Raw genomic sequence first — 26,182 nt, 5'->3', positions numbered from 1 at the left:
GGCTGTGCTCTGAGGCAGGGTGTTGGCTGAGCTTAGCCGAGCCTCCGCCGCTCGCCGCGAAATTTCTCAGAGCTTCGCGAATGACATTGCCCGGCCCGCCGTGTTCTAGTGCCGCCAGAACGCCGGGATGCACAGCACCAGCACCGTGATGATTTCCAGCCGACCGAGCAGCATGCCCAGGGACAGAATCCACTTGGCGGCGTCCGGCAGCGTCGAGAAATTACCCGCCGGCCCGATGGTTTCACCGAGCCCCGGACCCACGCCCGACACGGTGCTGGCGGCGCCCGTCAACGCGGTCATCCAGTCCAGCCCCAGCAGCGACAGCATGAGCGCGATCAGGCAGATCGTGAAGGTGAAGAAAAACGAGAAGGTCAGAATCGAACGCACGATCTCGTCGTCCAGCCGGTGACCGTTGTACTTCTGCTTGATCACCGCGCGTGGGTGAATCAATTGGTGCAGGTTGGCGCGCAGCAGGATGTACGCGACCTGAAAGCGGAAGACCTTCACGCCGCCAGCCGTCGACCCTGAACATCCGCCAATGAACCCCAGATAAAAGAACAGCATCAGCGAGAAGTTGCCCCACAGGCTGTAGTCCCCCAGCGCGAAACCGGTTGTTGTCACCACCGACGTCACGTTCAGCGCGACATGACGCAACGCGTCGTACCACGGCAGATCAGTCGTCGCCCAGTACCAGGCGCCCATCACCAGCCACGTCACCAGCAGCAGGACGAGGAAACCCTGCACCTGCTGATCCTTGAGCAGCGCCCCGCGATTGCCCCGCAGTGTTGCGACATACAGGGTGAACGGCAGGGCGCCGAGGATCATCACCACGATCGCCACCCAATGCACGGCGGGTTGCGGCCATTTCGCCAGCGACTGATCCGAGGTAGAGAACCCACCCGTCGATATCGCCGACATCGCGTGATTGATGGCATCGAACAGGCTCATGCCCGCCCACCAGAACGCCAGCGTGCCCAGCACGGTAATGCCGAGGTAAACGAGGACGATGAACTTGGCGACCATGTGCGAACGCGGCATGACTTTTTCGGAACGGTCCGACGACTCGGTCTGGAACAGGCGCATGCCGCCGATGCGCAACAGCGGAAGAATCGCCACGGCCATGCCGATGAAGCCGATGCCGCCGAGCCAGTGCAGCAACGATCGCCAGATGAGGATGCCGGGGGACATGGTGTCCAGCCCGCTGAGCACGGTGGAGCCGGTTGCGGTGATGCCGGACATGCTTTCGAAGAAGGAGTCGGTGTAGCTGATGTGTTGCGTGAGCAGAAACGGCAGCGCCGCGAAGATGCAGACGATGACCCAGCTGCTGACCGTCAGCAGGTACATGTCCCGCGGGCGCAGGTGCACCTGTTCAGGCCGGCCTTGACCCACCAGCGCCAGACCGGATACGAATGTAATCAGGCTCGACCACAGGAACGACGGCATGTCGGCGGTGCTGTGGAAAATCATCAGGGTGATCATCGGCACGACCATGGCGATGGCCAGGGTAATCAGGAAGATGCCGATAATGAAACCGATGATGCGGAGAGTCGGCAACGCCATGCAGTCGCTCTGATCAGGTAGTGAGAGGGCGGCCATTCTACTCGTGGGCCCGTTTGTGTAAACCGAGGCGTTTCCGAGAGTGTTGTAAGTAAATGCCCTGGTTAATCGTTATTGAAGTTCAAGACTGCACCGAGGGCACTACAATGGCCCGTCATTTTTCCTGGAGACGACTTAATGGAAGCGCTCGACGTATTGCTTAATCGCGTGTCCGTGCCCCGCTTGATCGAACCCGCCCCGGACGCCGAGCAACGCGAGATTTTGTTCGGCGCCGCCCTGCGCGCGCCCGACCACGGCGTCTTGCGGCCTTATCGCTTTCTGACCGTCGAGGGCGAAGCGCGCCACCGAATGGGTGAGCTGTTGGCCCAGGCCTTGATCGACAAAGGAGGCGACGTTGACGCCAAGGCGCTGGACAAGGCCCGCAACGGACCGTTGCGCGCGCCGTTGGTGGTCGTGGTCATCGCCAAGTTGACCGACCACTTCAAGGTGCCGAAAAAGGAACAGGCGATTACCGCGGGTTGTGCCGCCCACGGCATCCTGCTGGCTGCCTACGCGATGGGCATCGGCGCGGTCTGGCGCTCGGGGGACTTGTCTTACTCTCGCCACGTTGCCGAAGGGTTGGGCCTGGCAGCCGAGGAAGAAGTCGTCGCCTTCCTCTACCTCGGCACTCCGCAAAACCCGCCGCGTGAACCCGCAAAGCCGGAGGTTGCGGCGTTTGTGAGTGCGTGGGAGGGCTAGTGGGACCGGCTTTAGCCGGGAAGGCATTAAGCGTCACACCGCAAAACTGAGGGCGTACACACCGGCCTCTTCCCGGCTGAAGCTCGTCCCACTGAGAATCGCTGAAGCCGGTCCCACTGAGTCAGCCGTGCGAGGCGGTTAGCTCGCGGGGCACCACGATGCTGGCCACGAACCCACCCTGTGGGTGATTGCCCAGCACCAGCGTTCCGCCGTGCTTCTCGGCGGCGCGTTTGGCAATTGCCAGGCCGAGTCCGTAGCCCGGCGCGGTCTGGTTGGGCGCGCGATAGAACGGCTCGCCCAACTGCGCCAGATGCTCCGGGTTGGCACCGGGGCCATGGTCCCGCACGCTGAGGCGTAATTCTTCTCCCTCGATGCTCGCGCTCAGCTCGATCGGCTGACCCACCGGATTGAAGCGCAGCGCGTTGCGCAGCAGATTATCCAGCGCCCGTTCCAGCACGCTCGGCCAGCCCTGCAACTGCACGCCTGGCTCCACCGACACCGAAACCGTCTGCTCGCCGCTGCCCATCTCCGTCTCGGCCTGCAAATGAAGCAACAGCCCTGACAAATCCACCGCCGTGGCGCTGCCCATGTCGGCATCCAGTCGTGCCAGCGCCAGAATCTCACTGATCAACTCCTCCAGCCGGTCGCACTCACGGGTCAGGCGCGGCCATAGCTTGTCGCGCTCCACCGACTCGGCGCGTTCTGCCAGGGCCAGGGCAATTCGCAGCCGGGCCAAGGGAGAGCGCAGTTCATGGGAAACGTCGCGAAGCAGCTGGCGCTGGCTGCTGATCTGGCTTTGCAGGCGGGCACCCATGCGGTTGAAGTCGTTCGCCAGCACGCCGAATTCGTCGCGACGGTTGGCCAGTTGCGCCAGGCTGTTCTGCTGGTATGTGGTCTGGCCGAGATCATGTACCGCGCCGCGCAAACGGCTTAACGGGCGGGTGATCGACAGCGTCACCAGCAGACTGAACAGCGTCAGCACCACCAGCGCAATGCCCAGCGCACTCAGCGGCCAGAGCAGACTTTCGCGGTGCCAGGCGTCCAGCTCCGGATGGGGGATCCGGTAGATCAGTAGATAGGTTTCGCCGGTTTTTTCACTGGTGTATTCGGTGGTCAGGCGCCGCCACGGCAGCGGGCGCGTGTCGTCTTTCTGCCGCTCTTCAAAGGCCGCCGCGCGGGGCGGGAACGTGCCGGGAATCACCGCTTCGCCGCTGTCGTTCAGCACCTGAACGTCGATGTGGTATTTGCGCTTGAGGTCTTGCAGGTAGTCCTGGGCAGATTTCTCGCCTTTGCCTTCGTACAGCTCGACCCACTTTTGCGGCAAGTTGTGCAGGCCGGGATGACGGCTGAGAATCCAGGCGTCCTGATTGAGCACATGGCCCATCAGAATCGACAGGCCCGCCACCAACGCGATCGCCAGCCAGAAGCTGGCAAGGATTCTCCAAAACAATGAACGCACGTGCTGCCCTCGACCTGGTTCGTCAAACAGAAAACCCGACACGCCGGGAAGCGTGTCGGGTTGGGGGAAGTGTAATGCCGGGCCAGAGGCCAGTTACTGGGTTTTTTGCGCTTTTTGCGCTTTCCAGGCTTCGAACTCGGCGCGGTCCGCACGGCGCTGGGCTTCGTCCTTCTGGATCTGATCGAAGGTCTTCTGTTGCTCCGGCGTCAGCAGGGCGCGGATGTCGGACTGGGTTTTGTCGTGTGCAGCGGTCAGTTCATCCTTCATCGCCTTCTGGTCGGCGGCCGACAGCTTGGCCAGGTACTTCTGAGTGATCTCGGAGCGGCCGTGCCATTGAGCGCCCATCAGCTTGCCGACTTGCTGACGTTGATCCGGTGTCAGGTTCAGCTTGTCCAGAGGACCTTTGCGGTGATGCATGCCGGGGCCATCGAAGCCTGGACCGCCAGGACCACCCATCGGGCCGCCTTCTGGAGGCATGGCCATTGCAACGGTAGGCAGGGCTGCGGCGAGCATCAAAGCCATCAAAGTCTTGCGCATGGTGAATCTCCTTGTCTCGATTTCGGCTCTGTGCCGGTTGAGGCCAGTTTAGGGAGATCAAGGTCAAGCGAGGTCAGGCGTCGGTAAAGCTTGGGTAAAGAGGATCAATGGGGCGGCTGACACAAAGAGCGGGCCGTTGATTTCTGTAGGAGCGTGGCTTGTCCCGCGATCTGCCGGGAACCGGCAGCTGGACTGCATGCGGTATGTCAGGCAACCCGCATAATAGAAGTCACTGCCGCTGCGCGCCAGATCGCGGGACAAGCCACGCTCCTACGAATGAGATCTTCACACGCGTAGTCATCGCCCACCGCGAAGATCACACCGCGTAGTAATACCCACGGCTGCGCAGGGCCACGATGCGCGGGCGGCCGTCGGCGTGGGGGCCGATTTTCTTGCGCAGGTTGCTGACGTGCATATCAAGGCTGCGGTCGTACAGGGTCAGCTTGCGGCCCAGGGCCAGTTGCGCTAGTTCCTGTTTTTCCAGCGGTTCGCCAGGCTGGCCGAGCAAGGCCTCAAGCAGACGGGCTTCGGAGACTGTCAGGGTGAATTCCTGCTCGTCAATCGTGACCACACCCCGCGCCGGACTAAAGCACAGGTCGCCCAGCTCGATCTGTGATGACACCGCCGCCGGATGGCTGCGACGCAGCACGGCGCGCAGACGCGCTGTCAGTTCACGGGGGTCGCAGGGCTTGGCCAGATAATCGTCGGCGCCCAGCTCCAGACCGAGGATACGGTCCAGCGGTTCGCCGCGAGCGGACAGCATCAGCACGGGAAGGTCGGGGTGATCGGTGCGCAATTGTTTGAGCAGTTCCAGGCCGCTGCCGTCGGGGAGCATCACGTCCAGCACCACCGCAGCGGGTGCGGATTCGGCGAGCGCCTTGCGCGCACTCTGGCCATCGTGGCAGGCGCGCACGGCGAACCCTTCCTGACTCAACCAACTGCTCAGGAGCTCACACAGCTCCTGGTCATCATCAATAAGTAACAGCTCGCTCATGACTCACTCAATTTAGCCATTGCCGACGACGTCTACGCCGGCCGCTGGCAAAGATACCGCACTGGAGGGCGACCATTGCAACGCCGCACCCGCGACAAACCATCGTTGTTCGATCAACACCCGCCAAGGCATGACCGCCCGTGCCTCTTTGAGCCGCCGTCAAAGCCCTTGGTTCTAGCAACTTATCGGCAGGCCAGTGCGAAGGGTGAGCAATGGAAAGCGGGTTGAAAGCGTTCCGGCTCGGTACACGGAGCCGGGCGCTCAACAGATGGATCAGGGCAGGACTTGCTTGAACGGTTTGACGATTACGCCGGCGTAGACACCCGCTGCAACGTAGGGATCAGCGTCAGCCCAGGCTTGGGCGTCCTTGAGCGACTCGAATTCGGCAACAATCAGGCTGCCGGTAAACCCTGCAGCGCCCGGGTCGATGCTGTCTACCGCAGGCATCGGTCCCGCGAGGACGATGCGGCCTTCGGCCTTCATTGCGTTCAGACGCTCCAGGTGCGCAGGGCGCGCGGCCAGGCGTTTTTCCAGCGAGTTGGCGACGTCGGTTGCCACGATTGCGTAGAGCATGTCAGTCCTCTCTTTTTTTGTTTGAAGGCTGGGCGGACGGGTCGGCGTCATGGATGTGGCGGGCCAGGTAGATGCCCTGGCCCACCAGGAACAGCAGGGTCATGCCCAGGCTGCCGAACACCTTGAAGTCGACCCAGAATTCTTGATAGGTAAACGCCACATAGAGATTGGCCGCGCCGCAGAACAGGAAGAACACGATCCAGGCGATGTTCAGCTTGGTCCAGACCGCCTGCGGCAGGGTCAGCGCGTGACCCATGATGCGTTGAATCAACAGACGGTCGCCAATGAAGTGGCTGCCGGCGAAGATCAGCGCGAAGACCCAGTTCACGACAGGGGCTTTCCACTTCAGGAAGGTTTCGCTGTGGAAGGCCAGGGTCAGGCTACCGAAGACCAGACAGGCAATCAGCGTCAGCCACTGACTTTTTTCCAGTTTGCCCTGACGGACATAAAGAACGCCGTAAACCACGAGGGAACTGGCGATCAGCATCGCGGTGGCGCTGTAAATCCCGCCTACCATGAAGCTGTGGCCAAGGACATCGACGGCTTGCGGGCTGATTTTGTAAACGATGAAGAACAGGATGAGCGGGATGAAGTCGATGAATTGTTTCACAGTGAGAGCCAGAAGCTGGATGTGACGGCATAATAACAAACATCAATGACTGCGAAAGCGCCCCTATGAACGTCGATCTGCACTGCCACAGCACCGCTTCCGATGGCGCCCTTGCGCCCGCGGTACTCGTCGCGCGTGCCCACGAGCACGGCGTCAAAGTCCTCGCGCTGACCGATCACGACACCGTCGAAGGCCTCGCCGAGGCCCGTGCTGCGGCGCTTGCGCTGGGTATGCAGCTGATCGACGGCATCGAATTGTCCTGCACCTGGGGCGGTGCCACCATTCATGTGCTGGGCTACGCGTTCGATGTGAACGCCCCGCAATTGCGTGAGGCCATCGAGCAATTGCACACCGGCCGCTGGTTGCGGGCCGAAGAAATAAGCCGCAAGTTGGCGATGAAAGGTATGCCCGGTGCGCTCGAAGGTGCACGCGCGGTGCAGCAGGCACTGGGCGACAGCGGCAATGCGCCGGCCCGACCGCACTTTGCCGACTTTCTGGTCAATCAGGGGTTCGTCAAAGACCGCGCCGAAGCGTTCCGCAAATGGCTTGGCGCGGGCAAACTGGGCGACGTCAAGCAACACTGGCCGACCCTTGAGCAAACGGTGGCGACCCTGCGCGCCGCCGGGGCATGGGTCAGCCTCGCGCACCCTTCGCATTACGATTTCACCCGCAGCAAGCGTCGCAAGCTGGTCGCCGACTTCATTCAGGCCGGCGGCCACGCAATAGAAGTGGTCAACGGCCTGCAGCCGGCCGATCAGGTCGGCAGTCTGGCGATTCTGGCCCGTGAATTCGGTCTGCTGGTCAGTGCCGGCAGTGATTTTCATGCCCCAGGCGCATGGTCTGAAATCGGCGTTTATCGCCCATTGCCCGAAGACCTGCCGCCCCTTTGGTGTCGGTTCAAACATGACCAGCCTACTGCCGTCTGAACAGGAAATTACCGTGAGTCAATTTTTCCAGGTCCACCCGGAGAATCCGCAAGCGCGCCTGATCAAGCAGGCCGTGGAGATCATCCGGGCGGGCGGTCTGGTGGTTTATCCCACCGATTCGTCCTACGCATTGGGTTGCCAGATGGGCGACAAGACGGCCGTCGAGCGCATCCGTCGCCTGCGTCAACTCGATGACAAACACAATTTCACGCTGATGTGCAGTGATCTGTCGCAGCTGGGGTTGTTCGCCAAGGTCGACACGGCGGCGTTTCGCGTGCTCAAGGCGCACACGCCGGGGCCGTACACCTTCATCCTCGGCGCCACCCGTGACGTACCGCGTTTGGTGCTGCACCCCAAGCGGCGCACCATTGGTTTGCGCGTGCCGGGTCATCCCATTGCTCAGGCGCTGCTGCAGGAACTGGGCGAGCCACTGATGAGCGTGAGCCTGATCATGCCGGGCGAGACCATTCCGATGAGTGACCCTTACGAGATGCGCGGGATCCTCGAGCATCAGGTGGACCTGATCATCGACGCAGGCGAGGGCGGCATTTCGGCGTCGACCGTGGTCAATCTCACCGATGGCGAGCCGCAGGTGGTGCGCGTGGGCTGCGGTGATCCGACGCCGTTCGGGGTCGAAGTCGAGTGACCGAGGCGCAAACCCTGGACGCTCGGATCGACAGTCAGGCCGGCGCGCAGCAAGAGCTGCCGTTTGCCATGGTCTACGGCCAGGCCGTCACGCAGATGCCGGTCGACCTGTACATTCCGCCGGATGCGCTGGAAGTGTTCCTCGAGGCTTTCGAAGGCCCGCTGGACTTGCTGCTTTACCTGATTCGCAAACAGAACATCAACATCCTCGACATCCCCGTGGCGGAAATCACCCGTCAGTACATGGGGTATGTCGAGCTGATGAAAACCGTGCGCCTGGAGCTCGCCGCCGAATACCTGGTCATGGCCGCCATGCTCGCCGAGATCAAATCGCGCATGCTGCTGCCCCGCTCGGAAATGGCCGAGGAAGAAGAGGGCGATCCCCGCACCGAACTGATCCGCCGCTTGCAGCAGTACGAGCGGTTCAAGGCGGCGGCAGAAAGCATCGATGAACTGTCTCGCGTGGGCCGTGACGTCGTGGTCCCAAGGCTTGAGGCTCCCGAAGCGCGAGTGCGCAAGTTGTTGCCGGACGTCGCCCTCGAAGAGCTGTTGATGTCGATGGCCGACGTGCTGCGCCGTGGCGACATGTTCGAAAGCCACCAGGTCAGCCGCGAGGCGCTGTCCACCCGCGAGCGTATGAGCGATGTGCTGGAGCGCTTGAAAGGGGCGGGCTTCGTGCCCTTCGCCGAGCTGTTCACGGCAGAAGAAGGGCGGCTGGGCGTGGTGGTGACGTTCATGGCCGTGCTGGAACTGGTCAAGGAGCAACTGGTGGAGCTGGTGCAAAACGAAGCCTTCGCCGTTATTCATGTGCGGGCGCGAGCCGAATAAAGAGCAAGAACTGATCAATGAACCTTAATGAACCCCGCGATCTGGCGCCGTTGCTCGAAGCGTTTCTGCTCGCCTCCGGAAAACCGCAGTCCCTGGAGCGTCTCTACGAGCTGTTCGAAGAGGGCGAACGGCCCGAACCTCCGGTGTTCAAAAAGGCGCTGACGTTGCTGGGTAAATCCTGCGACAACCGCGCCTTTGAACTGAAAGAAGTCGCCACCGGCTATCGCCTGCAGATCCGTGAGAAGTTCGCGCCCTGGGTCGGGCGCCTGTGGGAAGAACGACCGCAGCGTTATTCGCGGGCGCTGCTGGAAACCATGGCGCTGATCGCGTATCGCCAGCCCATTACCCGGGGCGAGATCGAGGACGTGCGCGGCGTTGCGGTCAACAGCAACATCGTCAAGACCCTGATGGAGCGCGAATGGATCAGGATCGTCGGCTACCGCGACGTGCCCGGCAAGCCAGCGATGTTCGCCACCACCAAAGCCTTTCTTGACCACTTCAACCTGAAGAACCTCGACGAGCTGCCACCGCTGGCCGACTTGCGCGAGATGGAAACCGAGCCGGTGCTGGAATTCGACGACGCGCCTGTGCCTGCGCATCTGCAGGCGTTGGCCGACGCCAGCCTGTCGCTCGATGCCGACGCAGAGCCTGAAGCGCCTCGGGATGAGACCAGTTTCCGCAGCCTGCTGGCCGAGCTGGATACCATGGAGCAGGGCCTGAAAATAGACTTCGACGATTTATTGCTCGATGAGGCCGATATAGAGTCTGAATTGGAAGAGCCGCCGCAGGACGATGAAGATCCGCGGTGACGATCGCTGTGGCAGGAAGATGCACAGCGCCCAATTCCTCACTCAGGCGAACCCATGAGCACCAAGAATCCCTGCATCAGCCTCTGCAAGTTCGACGAAGAGATTTGCCTCGGTTGCGGTCGCAGCAAGCGCGAGATTAAATCCTGGAAGAAGATGGAGAAGGACGAAAAGCGCTCGGTGCTCGCCGAGTCGGCCCTGCGGTTGATCAAACTCAAGGGCGCCAGTCGGCGGAAAAAGAAGTAAGCCTGATTTTTTCATCTAGTCTCTGATGCGCAACGCGCCTCAGGCGCGTATGATTCGCGACCTTTTGGCGATCCACACGCGCCAGGGATTTCAGTTTTCCGCCCGTTCCGCTTCAGAGTTGTTCTGATCCGGAGCCGCTTTCGTCCAGAGAGCCGGGCCACAGGCCATGCCCACTCGCGCATGCCCTGATTCGACACACCGGGAGGTGCCCAGATGAGTGAACAAGACAAGCAAGACAAAGAGATCGGCCCAGCAGGCGAAAAACTGCAGAAGGTCCTGGCGCGCATTGGCGTCGGTTCCCGTCGCGACGTTGAAGCCTGGATCGGCGAAGGCCGCATCAAGGTCAACGGCGTTCAGGCCACTCTGGGTCAGCGCGTCGATCTGCATGACGCCATTACGGTCGACGGTCGCGTGATCCGACGCGAAGAAGCCGCCGAAACCGTTCGCCGCGTCGTCATGTACAACAAGCCAGACGGTGAAATCTGCACCCGTGACGACCCTGAAGGCCGTCCGACCGTCTTTGATCGCCTGCCGCGCCCCAAAGAAGGCCGCTGGATCAACATCGGTCGTCTGGACATCAACACCACCGGCTTGCTGATGTTCACCACCGACGGCGAACTGGCGAACCGCCTGATGCACCCCTCGTTCGAAATGGACCGCGAGTACGCCGTGCGCGTCCGTGGCGAAGTCGATGACGACATGCTGGCGCGCCTGAAGGCTGGCGTGGTGTTGGAAGACGGCCCGGCACGTTTCACCGACATCCAGCAGGCGCCGGGTGGCGAAGGCTTCAACCACTGGTACCACTGCGTGGTCATGGAAGGCCGCAACCGTGAAGTTCGCCGGTTGTGGGAATCCCAGGGGTTGGTGGTCAGCCGCCTGAAGCGCGTGCGTTTCGGTCCGGTGTTCCTCAATTCCGATCTGCCGATGGGTCGCTGGCGCGAAATGAGTCAGCAGGAAGTCGACATCCTCAGCGCCGAGGTCGGCCTGACGCCGGTCGCGATGCCGCAGATGAATGCCAAGACCAAGGACAAGCTGGAGCGTTTGCAGCGCCAGTCGTCCCGTCCGTTGGGCAAGGGCGAGCGTGTCCGTCAGGTTCGTCCGGCCAAGGATGCGGTGTCCCCGGATCGTCCGGCCCGCGAGCCGCGTCTGGCTGATGGCGAGCGCCCGGCGCGCAAGCCTGCGGAAAACGGTCGTCCGGCGCGCACCCCGCGTCCGGCCATCGGTGGCCGTGGCGACACTGCGCGTGGCGGCAATCCACGTGGCGACAGCGCCCGCAGCGAAAGTGGTCGCGGCACGCCGGTGGCGGAACGTCCGAGCGACATGAACAAGCGTCCTGCCAAGCCGAAGCCTTCGCGTCCCGGCATCGGCCTGGTGGACGACAAGACCCCGTCCGGCAAACGCCGCGGCCCGCCAAGCGGCACCGGTCAGCGTCCGGGCTTCGGTCGTCGCAAGCCTGAGTAATACCGTTGTGAAACACTGACAGCGGTCTGAAATGAAAAACGCCAGTCGAGAGACTGGCGTTTTTTTATGCGCGCCTAGCCCAGGAGTCAGACGACGTAGGCAGTCCCGTCGAACACCACGCGCTTGTCCACGGCCAGTGATCCGCTGTTGAAAATCAGGTCCATGTGATGGCTGCCCTTGGCACCGCCGCCCAGTCCCAGATGCAGCCCGCAGTGGCGCTCTTCGAAACCTGCGTTACGCGCGTACAGCTGACTGACGCCTTCGTTGGTGCCGATCCCCAGTTCTTCGATGCGCCGGTTCGAGGGATTGGCGTCCAGGTATTTATTGAAGTCGTGCTCCAGCCCCGGTACGTCGGTGGCAATGCGGGTCACGACAGAGTTCTCGATCCATAAATCCAGTGGCGACTCGATGATCCCGTACTTGCGCGCGAAAGGGATGGTGCTGAGAAACGTGCCGAGAAACCGCACATGGCCGTTGATGGATTCGCTGTGGGTGGCGATCTCACCGGGTGCCAGGTCGTAGTTGCCGACGCCGTTGATGTTGGTCCACTTCTTCAGCTCGCGCAGCGGAGCCTCGATGTAGGAGCCGTGATCGTCGCTGAAGCTGAGGGTCTCGCCTTGGTTCATGGTGTCGATCAGCGCCGCATTCAGCTGCGCGATGCGCTCGGGCTGAACGCTGAACGTGTCGTAGAAATAGTCGCCGTAATCTTTGAACAGCAGGGATTTCTTCCACTGCGCCGACATCACCTCCTGCAACTGACGAATGAACGGCGGCCCTTCCGCGCGAGGATTGGGCAGCGTAGAGGCGTCGTAAAACAGGACGAAAAGATCGGAATCGGTGATGGCTTCTGCCAGTTCGCCAATAGGGGAACTGTCCAGCGGCAGTGTGCTGAACCGAAAAAAATCCCGCGCCGTCGAGCTTTCGATAATGCCGTCGACGATGCTGCGGTATTCCGGGGTGTGAGCCAGTAGTACTTGGGGAGTGTTCATGCCAGTGACGGCGGGGTGGTGTTGCAGGTAATACAGGAAGTGTTCGATGGCGCTGTTGTTGTCCATGGGTGCGCTCCGCTCCAAATGCTTAAAACAAGAGGGCGAACGCGTTAGCCGCATTCGCCCTTCAGCTGCTTTAGAACGGCCACATCGCGGTGCCAAACGCCACCACGGCGTCGGCTTGCATCATCTCCACAGCGGCATCATGAGTCGGTGCTTCAAACCAATCGTCCAATTGCAGTTCTTCTTCCAGAGCCAGTTCAACTGTTTGCATAGGTGAATCTCCTGAGAATGACGTACTTGCCGAATGCAGCGAGGACGAAAGGGCTGAGCCCTTGGTCCTCGTCATGGAAGCACACTGACCTTCGTGGCCAGCAAGCACTGAAAAAACTAGTGCAATAGTCAGACTGTTGCAAAGTAAAAATCAGTCGGCAAATGCTGGCATTTCGCCGGACTTTTCGAAACTTGCAGCGAAAACAACGTCGCAGGACGTTTGATTTCGGTGAATTTATTTTTGCGACAGAATTGTGTCGGGTGTTGGGTTGATAACGGCTTCCCGGCTGAAGCCGGTCCCACTTGCCGTGCATTTCCCGGCTAAAGCCGGTTCCACTACCGGGAATTCTTCGCCGCCAAATACCCTGTGAGCGGTGTACAATGCGCGCCCGTTTTTTCTGTGATCCACCGGCGTATGGACGCCTGCCCCTCGGGGTTACCCACCCCGTTTCCCTCCGCCGCGTCATGAGCGCGTCGGGTTCGATTCCGTCACGGACAAGCGCGCCAAGGTGGTTTGCCAATGAGTGAAAACATGTCCCATTCGGGTGACTTGAAGCGTGGTCTGAAGAACCGCCATATCCAATTGATCGCCCTTGGCGGGGCGATTGGCACGGGTCTGTTCCTGGGCTCGGCAGGGGTGCTGAAGTCCGCTGGCCCATCGATGATCCTTGGCTACGCCGTCTGCGGCTTCATCGCCTTCATGATCATGCGCCAGCTGGGCGAGATGATCGTCGAAGAGCCGGTGGCCGGGTCGTTCAGCCATTTCGCTCACAAATACTGGGGCGGCTTTGCCGGTTTCCTGTCGGGCTGGAACTGCTGGGTTCTGTACATTCTGGTGGGCATGTCCGAGCTGACCGCCGTCGGCAAATACATCCAGTACTGGTGGCCGGAAGTCCCGGCGTGGGCCTCGGCGGCCGTGTTCTTCGTGATGATAAACGTCATCAACCTGGCCAACGTAAAAGTCTTTGGCGAGGCCGAATTCTGGTTCGCGATCATCAAGGTCGTGGCGATTCTGGGGATGATTGCCCTGGGCAGTTATCTGCTGGTGAGCGGCGAGGGTGGCCCGCAAGCGTCGGTGAGCAATCTGTGGGATCGGGGCGGCTTCTTCCCCCATGGCGTAAGCGGCCTGGTCATGGCGCTGGCGTTCATCATGTTCTCGTTCGGCGGCCTGGAAATGCTCGGCTTCACCGCCGCGGAAGCGGACCAGCCGCGGACCATCATTCCAAAGGCGATCAACCAGGTCATCTACCGGATTCTGATTTTCTACATTGGCTCGCTGGTGGTGCTGCTGTCACTGACGCCGTGGGACGCTCTGCTGATTGACCTCAATGCGTCCGGCGATGCCTACAGCGGCAGCCCGTTCGTGCATGTGTTCTCGATGCTGGGCAGCACAACGGCGGCGCACATACTTAACTTCGTCGTGCTGACGGCGGCACTCTCGGTCTACAACAGCGGTACCTATTGCAACGCGCGCATGCTGTTTGGCATGGCCGAGCAGGGCGATGCGCCGCAGTCACTGGCGCGGGTCGACAGTCGGGGCGTCCCGGTGCGAGCGATTCTGGTGTCGGCGGCGGTGACGCTGATTGCCGTGCTGCTCAACTACCTGATGCCGCAAAACGCCCTTGAGCTGTTGATGTCGCTGGTGGTCGCCACGTTGGTGATCAACTGGGCGATGATCAGCTATTCGCACCTCAAATTCCGCCAGCACCTAGCCCGGGTCGGCCAGCAGCCGCTGTTCAAGGCGCTGTGGTACCCGTACGGCAACTATGTCTGTCTGGCGTTTGTGGTGCTGATTCTGGGGATCATGCTGATGATTCCGGGCATCCGGATTTCGGTGTACGCGATCCCGGTCTGGCTGGCGGCGATGTGGGTGTTTTATGTGATCAAGAACAAGCGCCAGGCCAACAGCGAGTCGATGGCCCAGCGTACGTCGATCATCAAATAAGGCGAGAGCCGCCGGTGACGTCGCGGCGGCTTCAAACCAGGACACAGATTGCCATGCTGATCATTTCCAACAACATCCATCTGCCGGACAGCGACGTCGAGCTGACCGCCATCCGTGCGCAGGGTGCCGGTGGTCAGAACGTCAACAAGGTGTCCAGCGCCATGCACCTGCGCTTCGACATCAACGCCTCGTCGCTGCCGCCGTTCTACAAGGAACGCCTGCTGGCGCTGCGTGACAGCCGCATCACCAGCGACGGCGTGCTCGTCATCAAGGCGCAGCAATACAGGACGCAGGAGCAGAACCGTGCCGATGCGCTGGAACGCCTGAGTGAGCTGATCATCAGTGCGGGGAAGGTCGAGAAAAAGCGCCGGCCGACCAAGCCGACCCTGGGCTCGAAGACCCGCCGGCTGGAGTCGAAGACCAAGCGCGGGTCGATCAAGGCAGGGCGGGGCAAGGTCGATTTTTGAATGTCGCTTGCGCGATCAACTGGCAGTAGCCGTTGCAGACCCACCGCTTTCGCCAGCAAGCCGGCTCCTACGGATTTGCATACACTGCAGACTCCGGGAGTTGACGCCGACCCACTGTAGGAGCGCGCTTGCCCGCGAATGCGGCGGTTCAGGCAACACTGCCGTTACAGACCCCCCGCTTTCGCCAGCAAGCCGGCTCCTACGGATTTGCATCCACCCCGGACTCGGGGTTTGACGCCGGCCCACTGTAGGAGCCGACTTGCTGGCGAACGCGCCAGGCCAGACAACGCAAAATATTGCTGACCCAATCCATTTCGCCAGCAAGCCGGCCCTCGTCAGACATGACACCCCCGCAGATGCATCTGACGACAGATGAACTGTGGCAGCGCCACCCCAGTCACTCCCACAGGGATTGTGTTTGCTGCGCGACAGCGCAGCACATGGACGACGGGGCATCCCCTGCAGTCAATGTAGCCTCACAGCGCAGCAGGCTTTTCCCGCATCGTCTTCGCATGCTTGTACAGGTAAACGCTCAACCCGAGGCCGCTCAGTGAAGCCAGCGCGGCAAACAGGAAGATCGACGCAAAGCCGAAACCTGCCGCTACGGCGCCCGCCACTGGCCCGGTAATCCCCAGCGACAGGTCGATAAACAGCGAATAAGCCCCCACTGCCGCACCGCGACTGGCCGGCGGCACCAGATTCACCGCTTCAACGCCGAGCGCCGGGAACACCAGCGAGAAGCCGAAGCCGGTCAGCGCCGCACCGGCCAATGCCAGATTCGGGTTTGGCGCCAGCCATAGCAGCAGCAACCCCAACGTCTCCACTGACAGGCAGGCAATCGCCACGCGGAAGCCGCCGATGCGATTGATCAGGTTGCCGAACAGCAGGCGTGCGCCGATGAAACAGGCGCCGAACAGGCTAAGGCACAACACCGCATTCGGCCAGGTGTGGCTGGCGTAATACAGCGTGATGAAGGTGGCGATGGTGCCGAAGCCGATCGAACCCAGCGCCAGCCCGGTGCCGTGGGGCAGCACGCGCCCGAGCACGTGAAGGAAGGGCAAGCGCTCGCCATGCACCAGCGGTGCCGGGGTTTTCTTCCAGGCCAGGGAAATCCCCAGCGCTGCCAGCAGCATGATGCTGACGCCCATGCTCCACAGGCCCAACGCGTTGACCAGCAACACACCCACCGGCGCGCCGATGGCCAACGCGCCATAGCTGGCAATGCCGTTCCAGGAAATCACTTTTGCCGTGTTGGCGGCGCCGACGCGACCGATGCCCCAACCGATCGAGCCAGAGCCGACCAGGCTTTCCGCGCTGCCGAGCACTAGCCGGCCCACGAACAAGCTGATCAGGCTGACCATCGGCCAGGCGTCGAACCAATCGGCGAGGAGCATGAACACGCCGCTCAACCCGCAGCCGAACAGGCCGATGATCACCGCTTTCTTCGGGCCTCGGGTGTCGATGAGGCGCCCGGCGTAGGGGCGGCTGAGCAGTGTCGCAAGGTATTGCACGCTTATCACCAGCCCGGCGGCCACCGCGCCAAAGCCAAGGTCGGTGTGCACATAACCGGGCAATACGGCCAGCGGAATACCGATGTTCAGGTAGCCGATGAAGGTGAAAAGGACGATGGAAACAACCTGCAGCGTGACAGCCATAGGACGTTGAGGGGCAGCGCTCGAAGCGTCTGGCATGGGCATAGATCCACGGTTACGACGGAAAAAGAGCAGCGAGGGGTCAATCGGGTTGAAGCGTAGACGCTTGAATCTGCGCGAGGGCACATGATAGCGAGGCACGGCGGTTCATGGGAGTAGCGGATGGGTGGATCTGGGTTCGGGGTCAAGCAGAGGTGAAGCCTGTCGCGAATGATTCAGCCCTTATGGAAATACACCTTGAAGACGCTCTTCCATAGGGGCTGAAAAATCAGCCTTCAGCGCGGGCTTTGGGCTTTGCTGCTGTCGTTGCTTTTACCGCTGGCTTTCATCTCGATCGGCTGACCGAGTTCCTGGCGGGCTGCTGCGCTTTGCTGGGTTTGGCTTGGGAAGGGGAAGTTCGGGATTTCATGCATATCGTCGCTCCTCACAAGTGTGTTGCGGCTGAATTGAACAGCGCGTCCGAAGACGCTCAGGGAGGATACAGCAGTACAAATGACAATCAGACTTTTAAATGCGGGCCGCTGGTCATGTAGTGAGGATGGGTTCCTACAACATGCGCGCGGCCCTGTAAAAGCGTCGGATCGGTGATCGCCTCAGCCCTTGCAAACCGCTGCAAACGCCGCTGCCAGTTCATCCAGCCGCATGGCGTCGATCCCCGCGACGTTGGCCCGACCCGCCGCCACCATGTACACGCTGTGGTCGTTCCGCAGCCGCGCCACTTGGTCGTCGTTCATGCCGGTGTAGGAAAACATGCCGCGCTGCACGCCGATATGGGCGAAACGCTCACCCAGACCCAGCGGTGTCAGTGCCTCGACCAGCCCGACCCGCAGTTGCGCAATGCGGCTACGCATCTCTTCGACTTCCTCAGCCCACAGGGCTTTCAATTCAGGATCGCCCAGAATCTCGGCCACTACGGCGGCACCATGATCCGGCGGGTTCGACCACAGATTGCGGGCAGTCGCGGACAGCTGACTGCGCACATCCATCAGCTTCTCGGTGGTGTCAGCGCAGACCAGCAACGCGCCGGTGCGCTCGCGGTACAGGCCGAAGTTTTTCGAGCAGGAGCTGGTGATCAGCAGCTCAGGCAGCTCGCCGGCAAACAGGCGAACCGCCCAGGCGTCCTCTTCAAGACCGTCGCCAAAACCCTGATACGCGAAGTCTATCAGCGGCAGCAGGTTGCGTTGCTTGACGATTTCCAGCACTGCGTGCCAGTCATCATGGGACAGGTCGAACCCGGTCGGGTTGTGGCAGCACGCATGCAGCAGCACGACGTCGCCCTCGGGAACGGTCTTCAACGTCTCCAGCATGGCCTGCACGTTGAGCGTGTTGTCGCTGGCCACGTAGGGGTAGTGACTGACCTTCAGGCCCGCCGCGGCGTAGATGGTTTCGTGAATGGGCCAAGTCGGATCGCTCAGCCAGATGCCCTTGCCGGGCAGGCAATTGGCGATGAAGTCTGCGCTCAACCGCAGTGCCCCGGTGCCGCCGGGTGTCTGGGTGGCGCCGACGCGTTTACTCGCAATCAGTGGAGAATCGGCACCCATGACCAGCTCACAGATCAGCGTGCCGAAACGCGGTTCGCCATGGCCACCGATGTAACTCTTGGTGGGCTGCGAGTCGACCAGCCGCTGCTCGGCGATTTTCACCGCGCGGGGGATGGTGGTCAGGCCCTGCGCATCTTTATAGACGCCCACGCCCAGGTCGAACTTGTTCGGATTCGGGTCTTTGGCGTAGGCCTGAATCAGGCCCAGGATGGGATCGTCCGGTACGCGCTGAATCTGTGAGAAATGCATTTTACTTACGGCCCTCGGCGCTTTTGGCCACCTCGTCTGTGCGGGAGGCCATGATGAAATCGTTGCGGTGCAGCCCCTTGATGGAATGGCTCCACCAGGTCACGGTCACTTTGCCCCATTCGGTCAGGAGACCCGGGTGGTGACCTTCGGCCTCGGCAATTTCGCCGACCGCGTTGGTAAACGCCAGCGCAAATTTGAAATTCTTGAACAGAAAGACTTTTTCCAGCTGCATGACGCCGTCACGCACTTCGATGTTCCAGTCCGGGATCTGCTTGAGCAAATCCGGCAGCTCGGCATCGCTGACCTGTGGGGCGTCGGCGCGGCAGGCTTCGCACTGGGATTGATTGAGAGCGGTCATTGGCAGATTCCTTGATCGGGTTCAGGCGTTTTTTTAGGCAGCCTTTGTTTTAGGCGGCTTTTGTTTTAGAGGGAAATTTGGGCGCGTGCAGGCCCAGTTCGGCCGCGGTGCGGGCCATGCCCATGATGTCTTCGTGGGCAAGGTCGAACAGACGCTTGAGGTCCGGCAGCACAAAATACACCGGCTGCAGAATGTCGATGCGATAGGGCGTGCGCATGGCTTCTATCGGGTCGAAGGGCTGATGTTCAGGGCTTGATGACACGCTGTAAACCGTTTCCTTGGGCGAGGAGAGGATGCCGCCGCCGTAGATCTTGCGCCCTTGGGGCGTGTCGACCAGGCCAAACTCGATGGTCATCCAGTAGAGGCGGGCAAGGTACACGCGCTGCTCTTTGCTGGCTGCCAGACCCAACTTGCCATATGTGTGGGTAAATTCTGCGAACCAGGGGTTGGTCAGTAACGGACAGTGTCCGAAAACCTCGTGAAAGATGTCGGGCTCTTGCAGGTAGTCGAGTTCTTCTTCGCTACGAATGAACGTGGCGACCGGAAATCGCTTGCTGGCCAGCAACTCGAAGAAGGTTTGAAAGGGAATCAGCGCCGGCACGCGCTCGACTTGCCAACCCGTGGTTGCGCCCAGCACGCGGTTGATTTCGCCGAGCTGCGGAATACGGTCGTGGGGCAGGGCGAGTTGTTCGATGCCGTCCAGATACTCTTGACACGCACGGCCTTCGATCACCTTGAGTTGGCGGGTGATGAGGGTGTTCCAGATCCTGTGCTCAGCGTCGGAGTAATCAATGAATCCGGTGGCGTCCGGCTCGCGGGCGACGTACTGCGTACTCATGGGGCTCTCCTGATGGTTTGTTCTTATATGGAGCGATGCGATAGGGGGTAAACCTGATTGGGCTATTGATAGCTGATTTGGCGCCTCCAGCGGCAGGGGGTACCGCCCGTTCTGCACAGCATTGCCCGATAAACTGTAAAGAAATCGTGACGTTCAGGCAGCTTCGCCTGAATACATCCGCCGTGCTGCCTCATCTGGAGCTTGCGCTGTAACGTATTGTTGACGATAAACTCGGGCCAATCCGAAATTGATGCCACGTCCGCGAGCCTTCCATGCGTATCAAAGTCCATTGTCAGAACCGCGTCGGCATCCTGCGTGACATCCTCCAGCTGCTGGTGGCCTACGGCGTGAACGTCTCCGGCGGCGAAGTGGGCGGTGAGCATGGTGATGCCATTTACCTGCGTTGCCCGAACCTGATCAATCTGCAGTTCCAGGCGCTGGTGCCGAAATTCGAGACCATCGCGGGGGTGTTCGGCGTCAAGCGCGTGGGATTGATGCCCAGCGAGCGTCGGCATATGGAGCTCAATGCCTTGCTCGGCGCACTGGAGTTTCCCGTGCTCTCCATCGACATGGGTGGCTCCATTGTTGCGGCCAATCGCGCCGCCGCGCAGTTGCTGGGCGTGCGGGTCGATGAGGTGCCGGGCATCCCCCTGTCCCGTTACGCCGAGGACTTCGACCTGCCGCAACTGGTGCGTGCCAATCGCTCGCGCATCAATGGCATGCGCGTGAAGGTGAAGGGCGACATTTTTCTCGCGGACATCGCGCCCCTTCAATCCGAGCACGAAGACAGCGAGGCCATGGCCGGCGCGGTGCTGACCCTGCACCGTGCCGACCGGGTCGGCGAGCACATCTATAACGTCCGCAAGCAGGAACTGCGGGGGTTCGACAGCATCTTCCAAAGCTCGAAGGTGATGGCGGCCGTGGTTCGTGAGGCGCGACGCATGGCGCCACTGGATGCCCCGTTGCTGATCGAAGGCGAAACCGGCACCGGCAAGGAATTGCTGGCGCGGGCCTGTCACCTGGCCAGCCCCCGAGGCCAGTCGCCGATGATGGCGCTCAATTGCGCGGGGTTTTCCGAATCCATGGCCGAGACCGAGCTGTTCGGCTACGGCCCCGGCGCGTTCGAAGGTGCGCGCGCCGAAGGCAAATTGGGGCTGCTGGAATTGACCTCGGGCGGCACGTTGTTTCTCGACGGCGTCGCGGAAATGAGTACGCGGTTGCAGGCGAAACTGCTGCGCTATTTGCAGGAAGGCTGCTTTCGAAGGGTAGGCAGCGACGAAGAGGTGTACCTGGACGTGCGGATCATCTGCGCGACGCAGGTGGACTTGTCCGAACTCTGCGCCCGGGGTGAATTCCGCCAGGACCTCTATCACCGGCTCAACGTGCTGTCGTTGCACATCCCGCCTTTGCGCGACTGCCTCGACGGCCTCGCGCCGCTGGTTGAGCACTTTCTCGATCAGGCCAGTCGGCAGATCGGCTGTCCGCTCCCGAAAATCGCCCCTGAGGCGCTTGACCGGCTGGGCCAGTACCATTGGCCCGGCAACGTCCGGCAGTTGGAGAATGTCTTGTTTCAGGCGGTTTCGTTGTGCGAGGGCGGATTGATCAAGGCGCAGCACATCCGCTTCCCCGAATACGGCGGGCGTCAGCCGTTGGGTGGTTTTTCGCTGGACGGGAGTCTGGACGACATCGTCGGGCGCTTCGAAAAAGCGCTGCTCGAGCGCCTCCATGCAGAGCATCCGAGCAGCCGCTTGTTGGGCAAACGCCTGGGCGTTTCCCACACCACAATCGCCAACAAATTACGTCAGTACGACCTTGGTCCGAAACCCGATCCTTCGTAGTCGCGATTCATTCGTCACAGCCGGTTTACTCACCCATCCCCGGCGCGCCCGCTCACGCTGCGCGAACAGACCCGCACCAGACGCTCAGTCCTCAGCTTGGCGGGGTGTAGGGCAGGATGTAACTGACGGAAAAGTCTGCGTTCGGGTAGTCCAGTTTCAGGCGCGGCAGGACGAACCCTCCGCAGGAATTGCAGGTGTCCATCAGGGTAAAGAAGTGGATCCTGGTCACGGGCGCCCCCGCCGGCATGTCTTGCTTGAACGCCGTGGCGATCAGGCGTTCGGCATCGAGGTAGCGGTCATGCTCGCGAATCTTGAGTTTTTTTGCCGTGCGCAGGACCGGCAAGCTGGTGAAGGCCGGGTCCGGCGCCTGGCCGTTCATGCGTTCGCGCGCATCGATGAACCTCATGGCGCCGCCTTCACGTGTTTCGGGGGCACGCAGCGTCAGATTCCTGCCCCGTTTGCCGCCCGCCAGCGCGTAGTAGACGTGGTGTTTGTGGTCCGAAGTCTGGGCCAGAAGAAACGCCAGATTGGTCGTGTTCAGGTGTTTGCGGATATTTTCGCCGGTCGTCTTCAAGCCAATGTCGGCGGCGCGCACCGGGACCCAACGGTGTCTGGACGTAGACGCGGGCAGCAGTGAGTCGAGCACGCTTGCAACGTGTTGGCGCGTCAGCGGGTCAACCTCAGTCAGGGGCTTGAAGTTGTCGATGCTGCTTTTGGTCAGCATGACGAAGTTTTCCAGCGCCTGCTCCTGAGTGAGGATGTTTCGCGCGTAGCCTTCCATGATTGAACTGTAGGGACGATAGGTGCGTTGCATGTCGACGCCAGGGCTTTGCAGTTCAAACAGCATACGGGCGATGTTATCCATGTCCTGGCCAAGGGTGCGTCGGCCCGAGCCCAGGCGGTATCCCTCGCTTAAGGTCAGATAGGCGTCGATATCCGCGTCGGACGTCATGCGCGAAAACACGAGTTGCGCATCCCCCGGCCGCTCCCTGGCTTTGTAGAACCGACCGGTGTCGGCTTCGACGGCGAGGTACCGACCGTCCTGGAGTGTCAGCCGGATCGCACGCATTTCACGCTGGTCGTTGACCGTCTTGCAGATCGAGTCCAGTTGCACCACGGGCAGCTCTTGATTGATCCGGGCCCGCCAGGCGGCATCGAGGTCATCCGCAAGCCCCAGGGTCTGGTCCTTCATCAGTCTGCCCTGGACGGTTGACCGGTATTGCAGTGGTGTGGTGATGCCCAAGTGAAGGGCTGCTTCCGGGGTCAGGGGTGCAAGTATTTTGCGCCCCGTCGTCTGTGCGTTCTGTGCGCCTTGTCCCGGTAGCGTTTCGTCGACCCAAGTACTGACCTTGCCGTCGTCTACCAGCAGGTGAGTCCTTTGGGGGGTGGTCTGTCCGCGTACCGGCGTGACCCGCAGTACAGGTCTGAACCGATGGGTCATGAACGCGTGACTCGCCTGCTCACCGAGCTTGAGCGGCGCAAGAGCAGGGTCGATCGCCGGGCGCTTCGTCGAGAGCAAGACCAGTGCGCCGGAACAGCTCGTTTGCGTCACGCCCCGACGGGTGATGCAGTGGGAGGGCGCCTCATCCAGTTGCCCGAGCCTTGCCCCGCGCGGTTCCAGTTCGACTTTTCGCAGCATGCCGGATGGCCGGTTGTCATCGAAGCGGTAGCTGACATCGTCGATGATCAGGTCAGTCATTGATCGACCCCGGCGCGACACACGGATGTTTCGGCCACCCGCCACCGACAGATCGTAGCCATGCCCAGCCATTTCGTTCAGGTGCACGGCTCCCGGAAACTGGCCAGGCAGCAAGTGCTTCTGGGTGGTGGTAAACACCGGTGTTTCATCCATCCAGGCATCCGTGTGGCGGCTGAGCAGAGGGCCATAGGGTTTTTGATCGTGGGGATTGCACCAGCGGTAGTCCGGGGTTTGAGCGGTAGAGATGTTTCGTACCAGCACTTGGTCGACGTTATCCACCTTCGCCAGTATCAATGCTGAATCGGCCGTTGCGTCAGTGGGGGAGATGCGCTGGAACATGCCGCTGCGCTGGTTGAATTGGCCAGTGACCACGGTGGCACCGGCGGCATGCACCCGGCGCTCGAAACGTGTGCGCTCGGCGGCCTGTCCGTCAAACCACCTGGCGTTTTGCTGGCGGGGGCTGGTCGGCGAAGGCGGACGAGGCGACCAGGTATGCTGTTTATTTCCCAGCTTGACCAGGGGTTTGAGTGTGCGTCCGGCGATCGTCATGACCGGGCCAGCCTCTCCGGTAACGTCGACGACGCAGGAGAGGGCGTCGCCACCGGTGTTGACGTCAAAGCACCCGACGAGGGGGATCACCGATTTGATCAGTTTCCAGGCATACATCGCGTCAGAGGTCGACTCACGATGCCGTTGGTAGGTTTCCCGCTGGGTTGCACCCTTGCAGGTTTCGCGCAGTTCCTCGCTGTGGTGCAGAAAAATCTGGTCAACGAAACTCTGCACCAGATGCGTCCGGTTGTCGGCGCCTGGACGGCGGGACAACCGCACTACTTTCGAGAGGTCGGACTTTTCATAGGGCAGGGGGACGCCGTTGTACAACTCATGATCCGGATTGATCAGAAGCTCCAGCGTCAGGGCGGCCAGGTTTGTATCGTCAAGCAGTGACGCCTGACGGGCATCGGCGGTTATGCACTCGAATGTGTAGCGCTCAGGGAACAATTCGTACACCCAGTGCTGACCTTCATGAACGACATGCACCAAACCGCCGTGCCCGCCACGGCAATCCAGCCAATCACCTTCAGGGCTGCTGCCGACCGAGGGCACTGCGCCCACTATCGGACCGACGTATTGGCGCCATACGGCCGCGTAACAGATGATATCTGCGCTTAGCAGACGCTGGCGATGAAGCGTTGGCAGTCCGTCCAGGAACAGGCGCATCAGGTGGGTGTAGGTCTGTCGTGCCTCTTCCAGGTAGCGATCAAACGCCTTATTGAACTGCAGCGTTGCGTCGGGAAGCGGGTTTGCCGGAGGACGTGAAGGCCGATACGCAGTGCCATTGTCCAGATAGGCCTCAAGTTCGGTGGTCTTGTCAGGGCCAAGCGTATTCGCCGCGTCGGGATTGATGCCCGCGTTTATCAGCAATCGTCGTGCACCATTGAGGCGATCGGGAGGGTCATTGAGTGCTTGTTGATCGCACGCGGACTCGAAGTACCGGGTCATGCGAGCGATTTCGTCGGCAGCGTAACGGGGTTGTTCGATGATGTGGTTTTCGTACAGATTCCACACGATCATGGCGTCGATTCGGGCCGTTGCGATGTGCAGCTTTTCTTCCTCCGTCGTGGCTTGGGCCGCAAGCTGTGCGGGCAGCGCTTCCCACTGCGCGAATGTCCGGGACCCCGGCGCCGCGTGGTCCAGTGTCAAGGCATGGCGAAGATTGGCCCAGCGCAGGTCGGGTTGGTAACGAAAATCATCGGGTGCATCGGCCAGTAGCAGTTCTGGCGCAAAGCGCGTCGCCAGCAATTGCATGATGATCTGCGCGTCGGCGTTCCGGCAGCCCAGGGTGTTGCGCAGACTGTTAATCAGATTGATGCGGATGTCGTACAGCGAACAGTCAGCGTTGTCTTCGGCAAACAGGTGGAAATCCAGCAGGTAGCCGATGCGCCTTTGATTGATCGGATAAATGCAGTCGATCAACGCCTGGACCGCCAGTTGCCGCGCCATCGGATTCGACGCCAGACTCCTGTCCTCAGGGTTGTACCACTCCAGCGCCTCTAACAGATCGTTCTGCAAGGTGGCAAACGGCGCGCAGTTCAACAGGGCATCAAGTGCAACGTCTGCAGGGTGGGTCAAGGTAGCCCCCGGAAAAAACGCCATTCTGTCGTCTCTGCCTGGGGAAAGGTCGGCTCCCGCTGCTATTTCCCGGTCACTGGCAGGGCGAAATTGGCCGCTGTTGAGTCTCAACAGGTCCATGGGCAGCAGGTTCAGGAGTTTGACGCAAAGGGAGTCCCCAGGCTGATCGATCAATAGATGACTGACCAGTGCGTGCAGATCTTGATAACCCTGCAGTTCAAGAGGCGGGGGTAAAGGCTTTGTCTCGGGTACCGGCGCGTCATGGCTTAATTCGTCATACAGCAGGAATGCCGCTGCCCATAAGGCGCCGACACGGCGCAGTCGCGGCAACGTCCTCCACAATCGGTCGGCCAGGGAAAAAGTCTTGTAGGCGCAAACGCTCTGGCGAATCTCGGCCAGGGCGGGTTCCAGTGTGCCAGGCCGTTCGTGCTCAATGGCAAGGCGACACACCGTTCTGAAAAACGTCACACGGCTTTGCAGGTGAATGGACCTGTGTGCATCGCCCTCGTACAGCATGCGGCTGATATAGCGCTCCACTTTGCCGGAGTCGAGCGCGCGGTGGATCAGCGCCAGGTAATCCCTGTCGCGCAGCGTCTTCTCAACGACGGCATCAGCCGTCAGATAATCTTTGAATATGTCAGCAAGAGAGACAGCGATGGGTTGGGGGCCGGTAATTTTGTTGAGCGTAACAATGTCCTCAACCTTAAGGCGTTGCAGTCTTGGGTGGATCAGTCCGGATGTTTCGCGGTGGCTACTCATAGTGTGTGCTTCCTGATTAACGATCGAACGTTCTGTTCCCAGTGATAACGGGAAACAGGGGTCA

At 61.0% G+C, this 26,182-nt stretch carries 24 protein-coding genes and 1 pseudogene; 10 read left to right on the top strand and 15 right to left on the bottom strand.

Annotated features, from left to right (window positions below; translation table 11 throughout):
• Positions 1 to 105: 105 nt before the first annotated feature.
• Positions 106 to 1,560, bottom strand: a complete 1,455-nt coding sequence (locus L4G42_RS01330; protein WP_237260542.1) for a TrkH family potassium uptake protein — start codon at positions 1,558 to 1,560, stop codon at positions 106 to 108.
• A gap of 174 nt (positions 1,561 to 1,734) precedes the next feature.
• On the opposite strand from L4G42_RS01330, the gene L4G42_RS01325 reads away from it, so the two are divergent.
• A complete protein-coding gene (locus L4G42_RS01325; protein ID WP_237250487.1) occupies positions 1,735 to 2,295 on the top strand; it encodes a nitroreductase family protein in 561 nt (186 codons plus the stop codon).
• Between the two features lie 121 nt (positions 2,296 to 2,416).
• On the opposite strand, the gene L4G42_RS01320 is transcribed toward L4G42_RS01325, so the two are convergent.
• From L4G42_RS01320 to L4G42_RS01295, 6 genes and pseudogenes are all read right to left on the bottom strand, one after another.
• Entirely contained in the window at positions 2,417 to 3,754 is a 1,338-nt protein-coding gene (locus L4G42_RS01320) for a sensor histidine kinase (protein WP_237250488.1), read from the bottom strand.
• Between the two features lie 93 nt (positions 3,755 to 3,847).
• Positions 3,848 to 4,291 carry a Spy/CpxP family protein refolding chaperone gene (locus tag L4G42_RS01315; RefSeq protein ID WP_237250489.1) on the bottom strand — a complete coding sequence of 148 codons (444 nt, stop codon included), beginning with the start codon at positions 4,289 to 4,291 and terminating at the stop codon, positions 3,848 to 3,850.
• 316 nt (positions 4,292 to 4,607) lie between these two features.
• Positions 4,608 to 5,285 (bottom strand): response regulator transcription factor, encoded by a 678-nt coding sequence (locus L4G42_RS01310; protein ID WP_237250491.1) that lies wholly within the window; start codon positions 5,283 to 5,285, stop codon positions 4,608 to 4,610.
• Between the two features lie 7 nt (positions 5,286 to 5,292).
• Positions 5,293 to 5,441 (bottom strand): annotated as a pseudogene (locus L4G42_RS01305) (translation initiation factor 2); the annotation flags it as partial.
• Positions 5,442 to 5,558: 117 nt separating this feature from the next.
• The gene (locus L4G42_RS01300) at positions 5,559 to 5,858 is read right to left on the bottom strand and encodes a YciI family protein (protein WP_237250493.1); all 300 of its coding nucleotides are present in this window, start codon (positions 5,856 to 5,858) and stop codon (positions 5,559 to 5,561) included.
• 1 nt (position 5,859) lies between these two features.
• A complete protein-coding gene (locus tag L4G42_RS01295) occupies positions 5,860 to 6,468 on the bottom strand; it encodes a septation protein A (protein WP_237250499.1) in 609 nt (202 codons plus the stop codon).
• 65 nt (positions 6,469 to 6,533) lie between these two features.
• Here L4G42_RS01295 and L4G42_RS01290 point away from each other — a divergent pair, with 65 nt between their 5' ends.
• The 6 genes from L4G42_RS01290 (at position 6,534) to rluB (ending at position 11,380) form a co-directional block, all read left to right on the top strand.
• Entirely contained in the window at positions 6,534 to 7,394 is an 861-nt protein-coding gene (locus L4G42_RS01290; protein ID WP_237250501.1) for a PHP domain-containing protein, read from the top strand.
• A gap of 13 nt (positions 7,395 to 7,407) precedes the next feature.
• Positions 7,408 to 8,040 carry an L-threonylcarbamoyladenylate synthase gene (locus L4G42_RS01285; protein ID WP_108121457.1) on the top strand — a complete coding sequence of 211 codons (633 nt, stop codon included), beginning with the start codon at positions 7,408 to 7,410 and terminating at the stop codon, positions 8,038 to 8,040.
• Positions 8,041 to 8,168: 128 nt separating this feature from the next.
• The gene (locus L4G42_RS01280; protein WP_237260540.1) at positions 8,169 to 8,867 is read left to right on the top strand and encodes a segregation and condensation protein A; all 699 of its coding nucleotides are present in this window, start codon (positions 8,169 to 8,171) and stop codon (positions 8,865 to 8,867) included.
• A gap of 17 nt (positions 8,868 to 8,884) precedes the next feature.
• Positions 8,885 to 9,676 (top strand): SMC-Scp complex subunit ScpB, encoded by a 792-nt coding sequence (scpB, locus tag L4G42_RS01275; protein WP_237250503.1) that lies wholly within the window; start codon positions 8,885 to 8,887, stop codon positions 9,674 to 9,676.
• Between the two features lie 54 nt (positions 9,677 to 9,730).
• Positions 9,731 to 9,919, top strand: a complete 189-nt coding sequence (locus tag L4G42_RS01270) for a DUF1289 domain-containing protein (RefSeq protein ID WP_163022138.1) — start codon at positions 9,731 to 9,733, stop codon at positions 9,917 to 9,919.
• Between the two features lie 213 nt (positions 9,920 to 10,132).
• Positions 10,133 to 11,380 (top strand): 23S rRNA pseudouridine(2605) synthase RluB, encoded by a 1,248-nt coding sequence (rluB, locus tag L4G42_RS01265; protein ID WP_237250504.1) that lies wholly within the window; start codon positions 10,133 to 10,135, stop codon positions 11,378 to 11,380.
• Between the two features lie 86 nt (positions 11,381 to 11,466).
• On the opposite strand, the gene L4G42_RS01260 is transcribed toward rluB, so the two are convergent.
• Both L4G42_RS01260 and L4G42_RS01255 read right to left on the bottom strand, forming a co-directional pair.
• Entirely contained in the window at positions 11,467 to 12,435 is a 969-nt protein-coding gene (locus L4G42_RS01260; protein WP_237250505.1) for a CgnE/CgnB domain-containing protein, read from the bottom strand.
• Between the two features lie 70 nt (positions 12,436 to 12,505).
• Positions 12,506 to 12,643: a hypothetical protein gene (locus L4G42_RS01255; protein ID WP_037013761.1), complete on the bottom strand. Its 138-nt coding sequence runs from the start codon at positions 12,641 to 12,643 to the stop codon at positions 12,506 to 12,508.
• Between the two features lie 519 nt (positions 12,644 to 13,162).
• On the opposite strand from L4G42_RS01255, the gene L4G42_RS01250 reads away from it, so the two are divergent.
• On the top strand, positions 13,163 to 14,587 hold the full coding sequence (locus L4G42_RS01250) for an amino acid permease (RefSeq protein WP_237250506.1): 1,425 nt from the start codon (positions 13,163 to 13,165) through the stop codon (positions 14,585 to 14,587).
• Between the two features lie 53 nt (positions 14,588 to 14,640).
• Positions 14,641 to 15,054 carry an alternative ribosome rescue aminoacyl-tRNA hydrolase ArfB gene (gene arfB / locus L4G42_RS01245; RefSeq protein WP_065986956.1) on the top strand — a complete coding sequence of 138 codons (414 nt, stop codon included), beginning with the start codon at positions 14,641 to 14,643 and terminating at the stop codon, positions 15,052 to 15,054.
• 476 nt (positions 15,055 to 15,530) lie between these two features.
• On the opposite strand, the gene L4G42_RS01240 is transcribed toward arfB, so the two are convergent.
• From L4G42_RS01240 to phhA, 5 genes are all read right to left on the bottom strand, one after another.
• Entirely contained in the window at positions 15,531 to 16,745 is a 1,215-nt protein-coding gene (locus L4G42_RS01240) for an MFS transporter (RefSeq protein ID WP_237250507.1), read from the bottom strand.
• Between the two features lie 236 nt (positions 16,746 to 16,981).
• Positions 16,982 to 17,119: a hypothetical protein gene (locus L4G42_RS01235; protein WP_163023151.1), complete on the bottom strand. Its 138-nt coding sequence runs from the start codon at positions 17,117 to 17,119 to the stop codon at positions 16,982 to 16,984.
• Positions 17,120 to 17,299: 180 nt separating this feature from the next.
• A complete protein-coding gene (locus L4G42_RS01230) occupies positions 17,300 to 18,496 on the bottom strand; it encodes an amino acid aminotransferase (protein WP_237250508.1) in 1,197 nt (398 codons plus the stop codon).
• A gap of 1 nt (position 18,497) precedes the next feature.
• Positions 18,498 to 18,854 (bottom strand): 4a-hydroxytetrahydrobiopterin dehydratase, encoded by a 357-nt coding sequence (locus tag L4G42_RS01225; RefSeq protein WP_074890313.1) that lies wholly within the window; start codon positions 18,852 to 18,854, stop codon positions 18,498 to 18,500.
• A gap of 49 nt (positions 18,855 to 18,903) precedes the next feature.
• A complete protein-coding gene (gene phhA / locus L4G42_RS01220) occupies positions 18,904 to 19,692 on the bottom strand; it encodes a phenylalanine 4-monooxygenase (protein WP_237250509.1) in 789 nt (262 codons plus the stop codon).
• A 272-nt stretch (positions 19,693 to 19,964) separates the two neighbouring features.
• Between phhA and L4G42_RS01215 the strand changes: the two genes are divergently transcribed.
• On the top strand, positions 19,965 to 21,530 hold the full coding sequence (locus tag L4G42_RS01215; protein WP_237250510.1) for a sigma-54-dependent transcriptional regulator: 1,566 nt from the start codon (positions 19,965 to 19,967) through the stop codon (positions 21,528 to 21,530).
• 91 nt (positions 21,531 to 21,621) lie between these two features.
• On the opposite strand, the gene L4G42_RS01210 is transcribed toward L4G42_RS01215, so the two are convergent.
• Positions 21,622 to 26,118, bottom strand: a complete 4,497-nt coding sequence (locus tag L4G42_RS01210) for a deaminase domain-containing protein (protein WP_237250511.1) — start codon at positions 26,116 to 26,118, stop codon at positions 21,622 to 21,624.
• Between the last annotated feature and the right edge of the window lie 64 nt (positions 26,119 to 26,182).

The sequence above is a fragment of the Pseudomonas petrae genome, from assembly GCF_021728295.1.
GTDB classification, from domain to species: domain Bacteria; phylum Pseudomonadota; class Gammaproteobacteria; order Pseudomonadales; family Pseudomonadaceae; genus Aquipseudomonas; species Aquipseudomonas petrae.
The sequence above is the reverse complement of the archived record's forward strand: the minus strand, read 5'-3'. Positions and strand labels throughout refer to the sequence as shown.